At 43.0% G+C, this 6,915-nt stretch carries 8 protein-coding genes; 1 reads left to right on the top strand and 7 read right to left on the bottom strand.

All coding sequences use genetic code 11. The annotated features are described in order from the left end of the window. The 3 genes from DOT_RS26495 to metG all read right to left on the bottom strand — a co-directional run. Positions 1-577: G5 domain-containing protein (locus tag DOT_RS26495; RefSeq protein ID WP_040413533.1), on the bottom strand; the 577-nt coding region annotated here is incomplete at its 3' end. 61 nt (positions 578-638) lie between these two features. Then, positions 639-1,406, bottom strand: coding sequence for a TatD family hydrolase (locus DOT_RS26490; protein WP_040413532.1), 768 nt, complete (start codon positions 1,404-1,406; stop codon positions 639-641). Then, on the bottom strand, positions 1,403-3,394 hold the full coding sequence (metG, locus tag DOT_RS26485; protein WP_009624705.1) for a methionine--tRNA ligase: 1,992 nt from the start codon (positions 3,392-3,394) through the stop codon (positions 1,403-1,405). The genes DOT_RS26490 and metG overlap by 4 nt, the downstream gene beginning before the upstream one ends. Positions 3,395-3,622: 228 nt before the next feature. Between metG and DOT_RS26480 the strand changes: the two genes are divergently transcribed. Continuing rightward, a complete protein-coding gene (locus tag DOT_RS26480) occupies positions 3,623-3,895 on the top strand; it encodes an AbrB/MazE/SpoVT family DNA-binding domain-containing protein (RefSeq protein ID WP_009624704.1) in 273 nt (90 codons plus the stop codon). Between the two features lie 162 nt (positions 3,896-4,057). On the opposite strand, the gene rsmI is transcribed toward DOT_RS26480, so the two are convergent. The 4 genes from rsmI to DOT_RS26460 are packed head-to-tail and all read right to left on the bottom strand — an operon-like array spanning position 4,058 to position 6,913. Continuing rightward, positions 4,058-4,888, bottom strand: a complete 831-nt coding sequence (gene rsmI, locus DOT_RS26475; protein ID WP_009624703.1) for a 16S rRNA (cytidine(1402)-2'-O)-methyltransferase — start codon at positions 4,886-4,888, stop codon at positions 4,058-4,060. Between the two features lie 39 nt (positions 4,889-4,927). Next, on the bottom strand, positions 4,928-5,233 hold the full coding sequence (locus tag DOT_RS26470) for an initiation control protein YabA (protein ID WP_009624702.1): 306 nt from the start codon (positions 5,231-5,233) through the stop codon (positions 4,928-4,930). Next, the gene (locus DOT_RS26465) at positions 5,230-6,042 is read right to left on the bottom strand and encodes a stage 0 sporulation family protein (protein ID WP_009624701.1); all 813 of its coding nucleotides are present in this window, start codon (positions 6,040-6,042) and stop codon (positions 5,230-5,232) included. The genes DOT_RS26470 and DOT_RS26465 overlap by 4 nt, the downstream gene beginning before the upstream one ends. Then, positions 6,035-6,913: a DNA polymerase III subunit delta' gene (locus DOT_RS26460; RefSeq protein ID WP_009624700.1), complete on the bottom strand. Its 879-nt coding sequence runs from the start codon at positions 6,911-6,913 to the stop codon at positions 6,035-6,037. Before DOT_RS26460 ends, DOT_RS26465 begins: the two co-directional genes overlap by 8 nt. Between the last annotated feature and the right edge of the window lie 2 nt (positions 6,914-6,915).

Below are 6,915 nucleotides of genomic sequence, written 5' to 3'. Positions count from 1 at the left end.
ATTGAACTTGCTGGTCAATGGGTTGTCCACCGACCTCAAACGTCTTTACTACCTGACGCACCAAACCTTTTTCGCCTTCTTCCTGTATTTGGCTCATACCTGGAAGAAGTTTATCGGACTCTAGATATAGTGTGTCAAAGGGAATTTCTTTCTCTTCCACCTGGGTTCTACTGGTTACCCTATCTTCTAATTCTCGGCCCGATGTTTCTTGTCCATCTGCTTTTTGATCATCTGCTTCTTGATCATTCGCTTCTTGATCATTCGCTTCTTGATCATTCGCTTCTTGATTAGCTGTACTTTGGCTTGATGCTCCTCTACTAACTTGAATTGATATTCCCCGACTGAGTGTGCCTTGGCTATATGCCCTCTGCCTGAAATCTAAAGAACCTAATTCACCTGTATTTGATGGTTGTGTAGCCAGTTGAATAGGCATTTGCAATGTTTGCGTTATATCTTGGGGACCCAGCGTTGAATACCGCGTACCGGCAGCGAACATAGCCAAACCGCCTAAGTACGAGCTCCATACTTTGGTAGCACGCCAATAATCAGAATACGTGGTAATCGGTAGCGAATACATTTTATCCCCCCTTAACAAAACCTATGAAATAAAATAAAAAAAGAACCTTCTTGCGAAGGTCCTATTTCCCCAGCCCAAAAATAATTTCTGCGTTACGCATAGTTTGAGAAGCAACGTCTTCAAAAGTCAAATTTCTAATCTCCGCAATTTTCTTAACAATTTCTCGAACATAAGTCGGTTCATTACGCTTTCCACGTCGTGGTTCGGGAGTCAAATATGGGGAATCTGTCTCTACGAGAATCCGATCTATCGGAACATGGCCTGCCACCTCAGCCGCATGACGAGCGTTTTTATACGTAACTGGTCCAGCAAAAGAAAGATAGAATCCTAAATTCAAAAGAACATTTGCCATTTCCAATGACCCAGAATAACAGTGGAATACGCCGCCATACTTAGGAGGATTAGCCTTTACAATCTCCAAAACATCCTGATGGGCATCACGGTTATGGATGACAATTGGTAAGCCGACCTCATTTGCTAATTTGATCTGATGAATAAATACCTCTTTCTGAATCGAACGTGGAGACAGATCGCGATAATAATCTAGCCCGATTTCACCCCAGGCCAACACTTTCGGCTGTTTTGCCAAGAATAAGAGTCTAGCCCAAGTTTCATCTGTTGCCTCTTCGGCATTGTGTGGGTGTATACCAATTGCAGCATGAATGAAGTCGTAGTCGCGAGCCAACTTTACGGATCGTTCGGAGGAAGAGAGATCAAATCCCACATTCGTCACCCGGGTAATCCCAGCTGACTGTATTCGCTTGATAACTTCTGGAAAGTCTTCTGCGTAACTCAGATCGTCTAAGTGTGCATGTGTATCCCAGATCATTTAACCCGTGCTCCACCGGGAAGATCTTTGTTGACCATAAGGACTTCCAACACTTCCCCCTGAGAAGCCGCTAATATCATGCCCTGTGACGTGATACCTCTCAACTTGGTAGGTTTCAAGTTAGCGACCAATACAACATATCGGTTTACAAGGTCTTCTGGAAGATAGTGTTTGGCAATACCTGAAACAACCGTTCGCACTTCACCAGCAACCTCGACTTCTAACTTCATAAGTTTATCTGTCTTTTCGACTTTCTCTGCACTTAGGATCTTCGCAACACGCAAATCCAATCTGGCAAAATCGTCTATGCTGATTTCTTCTTTGATAGGCTCAAATTCGAGCGCTGGAACAGATTCGATGGTGTCTTTTGGTGCTAGAGTTTGGCTAAGGTTTAGGTCTAGGTCTAGGTTTTGATTTTGGTTCAAATCCAATGTTTTCGTCTCCTCTGCCGTTGTAAATTGAGAAATATCAATTCTCGGGAAAAGTGGTTCTCCCTTTTGCACTTGAATTCCATGCTCTAATATACCCCATTGGTCCGCTTCCTGCCAGCGAATGATCCCCTCATCTTTGCCAAGGAGCGCGCAGATTCTAGGTGCTAATCCCGGCATAAATGGAGCCGTCAAAACGGCCATAACTCGTATACATTCCACAAATGTATAGAGAACTGTGTCTAAGCGTTCTCTCTGATCCTCATGTTTGGCAAGGGACCACGGAGCCGTTTCATCGACATATTTATTGCAACGTGCCACAAATCGCCAAATTTCTTCGAGTGCTCGAGCGGGATCGAGTACTTCGAGGCTTTTCTCGACGGTATTCTTGATTTCCCGACTTAATTCTTTTAATTCCCGCTCTTGTACGCCTTCTTGCCCAGGACGAGGAACAATCCCTTTACGGTACTTGACCACCATAGCCAGACTCCGAGATACAAAATTACCCAAATCATTGGCCAGATCACTGTTTAGGCGTTCGACCACGTTATCTTCAGAATATGTACCATCTGATCCCACTTGCATTTCACGCAACAGGAAATAACGGATGGCATCTGAGCCATATCTTTGAATCAACTCAAAGGAATCCTGCACATTTCCCCGCGATTTCGATATTTTGCCGCCTTCCTTACTCAAGTACCAACCATGACCATAAATAACTTTAGGTAGAGGAATATCTAAGGCAAGCAGAATAATTGGCCATATTACAGCGTGGAAACGCACAATATCCTTGCCCATTATGTGTACATCAGCGGGCCAGTAACGTTTATAGTTTTCTCCATCAGGGTAGCCCAGCGCTGAAATATAATTAATCAAAGCATCTAGCCATACGTAAACAACATGTTTTGGGTCAAAAGGCACTTTGATCCCCCACTGGAATGTAGTTCGTGAAACACAAAGGTCCTCTAAGCCACCCTCAATAAATCGCAGCATCTCGTTGCGACGGGAAATCGGTTGGATAAATTCTGGATGGTCTTCAATAAATTTGAGCAAAGCACCCTGATATTTTGAAAGACGAAAGAAGTAACTTTCTTCTTTCAGTAATTCCACATCTCGACCACAATCCGAATTAGGGCATTTACCTTCAACTAATTTGTTTTCCATCCAGAAGGTTTCACAAGGAGTACAATACCAGCCCGAATACTCTGATTTATAGATATCGCCTTGTTCAAATAGTTTGGTAAAAATTTCTTGGACAACATCTTGATGACGTTCCTCTGTTGTCCGGATAAAGTCATCATTGGAAATATTTAGGGCTCTCCATAATTCTTTAAAGCGTTCAACCACGCCATCAACATAAATTTTAGGGTCTGTATTATGTGCTTCCGCCGTTCGTACAATTTTCTGGGCGTTTTCATCCGTACCAGTTAAGAAGTAGACGTCATCCCCTAGTAATCTATGGTAACGGGCGAGCACGTCTGCTGCAACCGTTGTATAAGCTGTTCCAATGTGCGGGCTTGAGTTCGGATAGAAAATCGGAGTAGTTATATAATATTTCACCTTTAAGTCTCCCATCTTAATATCTTGATTAGTAGTATAGGAACTCAGATTTGTCAAGTATTCCCACAATTAAAAATTTATATGTAAGGACCCTTTATCTTGTTTATTGGGTATACAATAAACAAAAACTCGAAAAAAAATTGGTTGACTTTAAATGGAACGATTGGTATCATAAGTCTGTAGTTTCCTGTCGAATGTTGTTGTAAAGGGAGAGGGGTCAATCAGATGATGAAATCAACTGGAATCGTGAGAAAAGTAGATGAACTTGGTCGTATTGTTTTGCCGATTGAGCTTCGCCGTACTTTAGGTATTGACGAAAAAGACGCTCTGGAGATTTATGTGGATCAGGAAAAGATCATTCTTAAAAAGTATGAGCCTGCTTGTGTATTTTGTGGTAATGCAAGTGATATTCAACTTTTTCATGGCAAGAATGTCTGTCGTGAATGTGCAGTGGCCATGGGAGAAACCGTGACCGGAAACGTTGATTCAAAAGCCGTTTAGTCTTTAAACTACTTACATAGAAAAAATCCCCCGACTGACAGATTCATCAATACTCGGAAGGCCGCCAAGGCCTTCTTTTTTTATCTTCTGAAAGCGTTAACTATTGCGTAGCCAACGATTCCAACCTCCTTCTGACCTCTGGCATCTGATCCCCGATCTCTGTTAGTCATCCAGGAGCGCTTGGTAAACCTCTGACTTTTTTACCCCATAGTGCTTCGCCACCTCTTTCATGGCATCTTTCTTACTCAACCCTCGGCTAATTCCTTCTTTGACTTCTTGGCACCATTCTTCAGGCCCTCCAACTGGCTTAGAAGGAACATACGGTGCAATAACGATACAGCACTCTCCTCTTGGTGCTGTCATCTCAAAGGCTTCTTTTAACTCTAAGACGGTTCCTTTATGCACCTGCTGATGTAATTTTGTCAACTCGCGTACAACCGCCACATCCCGTTCCCCAAAACACTCTGAAATTCCTTGTAAAGTCGCCACTAAACGATGAGGTGCCTCATAAAAAATCTGCGTCTGAGGAAGGTTAGCCAGTTTCTCAAGGTCTTTTCTCCTTGCTCCAGTTGTAGCAGGCAAAAATCCGTGAAAAGCAAAGTGCTCCGTCGGCATTCCCGATAACACTAAAGCCGTAAGTGCTGCATTAGGTCCCGGCAAAACATCGACCGGAATATTCTCTGCAAGGCAAAGACGAATAACTTCACATCCCGGATCTGAAATCCCCGGTAACCCCGCATCAGAAATAAGCGCGATCGTTAGACCGCTTTTCAGTTTCTCCACCAATTCAAGGGATTTCTTCTTTTCATTATGCTCGTGATAACTGGTCATATGGGTAGTAATCTGGTAGTGTTGCATAAGCTTTCGAGAATGCCGTGTATCCTCAGCCGCAATCAAGTCAGCTTCCCGCAATGTATCCAACACTCGAACTGTGATATCACCCAAATTTCCAATCGGCGTTGCACATACATACAACGTGCCTTTAGCCAACATACTTTTGACTCCTTGTTATTCGAAAATTCTCATGGCTAATTAATCTTTCCTCAAAAAGCCCATACAGAACAGGCAATCCCCTTCTAACGGTTGCCCAAAATGCAGGTGACAGACATGGAAGCCTTCTTGATACAGGCGCTCAAGATTATCATGGGCGACGCCTTGAATGTGTTCAGCATTGGCTATAACACGTTCAGTTTCTTTTTCAGGAAGGGTCCATTCCCGTTTTAACTTTATGTTTTCTTCCTCCAATGCTTGAACATAAGGCTTTAAACGATTAACCTCTTCGAGAAGAGAACGCAACTTTTCTTCCACTTCTGTAAGGGCCTGGGTCAATTGACTCATACTCTCTCACTCTTTCCTTTGGGCTTTTCCCCTTTCCTATTGCGTTGCACTTTCCCATCGGGTTTAGCCGAGAAGGCGCTTTCCGCACGAGGGTTCAGGTCATCCGAAGCTTCAAGCATCTTTTCTCCATCTTGAGCGTTATGACGTGCGCAATGCTCCTTATCTTCAGATTTGTAACAACCATTTTCATACTTAAGGCAACACATGAGTCGACCACAAATTCCTGAAATCTTAGTTGGATTAAGCGAGAGTTTTTGATCTTTAGCCATTCTTATCGAAACTGGCTCAAAGTCTCCTAAGAAGGAAGTACAACAAAGAATTCGTCCGCAAGAACCGACTCCCCCGAGCATTTTGGCTTCGTCACGTACTCCAATCTGACGGAGCTCTATTCGCGTCCTAAAGATTGCCGCTAAATCCTTCACCAATTCTCTGAAATCAACTCGTCCTTCTGCCGTAAAAGAAAAGATAATTTTATTTCCATCAAACGTGTATTCGACATCAACCAATTTCATCGGCAACTGATGTTCTGAAATTTTCTTTAAACAGATTTGAAAAGCTTCTTTTTCTTTCGTTTTATTTTGTTCTACGAACTGTTCATCCGCCATTGTTGCCTTACGCATGACCTGTTTCAATGGTAGAACCACTTCTTCGTCAGCAACTTGACGAGGGGAAATGACCAATTCCCCAAATTCAATACCCCTTGCTGTTTCAACAATTACCTTATCAGATGCAGCAAGTATAAGGTCTCCCGGAGAGAAATAATATATTTTTCCAGCGTGTTTAAAGCGAACGCCTACAACCTCAATCACAGAGAGCCCCTCCTTGTTGGAATAATTCTAATGCTAACACTTCAATCACAAGTCTCGGATTTACTTGTTGTCGTAGTACATCTGTAGCTTTTCCGATCGCCAAAAGCTCAAAAGGACGAATAGTACCTTTTTGAATACCCTCTTGCGTCTGTACTGCCATGACTTGCAAATAAAGAACGGCTTGATTCTTATCAATCGGGAAAAGAGAAAAGAGTTGAAGGAAATCTCTTTCTTCTATCGCGGTTCGAAACTTCTCGACCCATTCTTGCACCATGGGTACACCATGCTCAAGAATAGAAGTCGCTAGATTCTGATTTTTCCCACTTAAATGAAAAGCCTGAATAGCTTCTTGTTGATCCACTTCTCCTAATCCCGTCAGCCAATTTTCTTCGGAAAGATTAGGAAAATAAACAAGCTGTGCACGACTCTGTATTGTGGGCAAAATTCCTTCCGCATTTTCGGCACTTAAAATAATAACCGTCCGTTCCGGGGGTTCTTCAATGACCTTTAACAGTGCATTTGCAGCTGGCAGCGTCACTGAATCAGCATGCTCAATTATAGAAACTTTATAATTTCCCTCATAATGCTTACGGTATACCTTTTCTTGCCAAGTAAGGACCTGCTCAATCCCGATCGTCGTTTTAAGCGGTTTTAACCATAAAACATCCGGATGGTTTCCGCTGAGAATCTTACGGCAAGCTGAACAACTCCGACACGGCCCCTCCGCTGATGGCTGATTACAGTTTAAAGTCTGCGCTAACTGCAGAGCCACCTCCCTCTGATGCAAAGCACTTCCTCCATGAAACAGTAAGAGATGTGCTAATCGGTTTTCACGTGCCGCCTTTTCCAAAAGTGCTAACTGTAGATTCATAT

The sequence above is a fragment of the Desulfosporosinus sp. OT genome (genome assembly GCF_000224515.1).
Classification (GTDB): Bacteria; Bacillota; Desulfitobacteriia; order Desulfitobacteriales; family Desulfitobacteriaceae; genus Desulfosporosinus.
The sequence above is the reverse complement of the archived record's forward strand: the minus strand, read 5'-3'. Positions and strand labels throughout refer to the sequence as shown.

Bases quoted from the DNA above. Each gene is read 5' to 3' on its own strand.
- DOT_RS26460 (WP_009624700.1), bottom strand. From the start codon at position 6,913: ATGAATCTACAGTTAGCACTTTTGGAAAAGGCGGCACGTGAAAACCGA.
- DOT_RS26490 (WP_040413532.1), bottom strand. From the start codon at position 1,406: ATGATCTGGGATACACATGCACACTTAGACGATCTGAGTTACGCAGAA.
- DOT_RS26470 (WP_009624702.1), bottom strand. From the start codon at position 5,233: ATGAGTCAATTGACCCAGGCCCTTACAGAAGTGGAAGAAAAGTTGCGT.
- rsmI (WP_009624703.1), bottom strand. From the start codon at position 4,888: ATGTTGGCTAAAGGCACGTTGTATGTATGTGCAACGCCGATTGGAAAT.
- DOT_RS26480 (WP_009624704.1), top strand. From the start codon at position 3,623: ATGAAATCAACTGGAATCGTGAGAAAAGTAGATGAACTTGGTCGTATT.